This is a genomic window from Bradyrhizobium sp. Kon37 (genome assembly GCF_055807535.1).
This window is the reverse complement of the sequence record NZ_JBVVOY010000353.1, coordinates 1-233: the sequence shown is the minus strand read 5'-3', so window position 1 is coordinate 233 and position 233 is coordinate 1. Positions and strand designations below refer to the sequence as shown.

Genomic DNA, 233 nt, shown 5'->3' with positions numbered 1-233 from the left:
ACAACCTGCCAACCTCGAATTTAATGCTGAGGGTACACCTGTTTCCCGAGATTTTGACGATGTCTATTTTTCCAACGATAACGGGCTGGAAGAGACGCGTTATGTTTTTCTGGGAGGCAACCAATTAGAGGTACGCTTTCCTGAGCATCCACATCCTCTGTTTGTGGTAGCAGAGAGCGGCTTCGGCACCGGATTAAACTTCCTGACGCTATGGCAGGCATTTGATCAGTTTC

Annotated in this window: 1 pseudogene; it reads left to right on the top strand. The window is 48.1% G+C overall.

The window, feature by feature from the left end:
- Positions 1-233, top strand: a pseudogene (locus tag AC0L3J_RS38445) (tRNA (5-methylaminomethyl-2-thiouridine)(34)-methyltransferase MnmD); the annotation flags it as partial.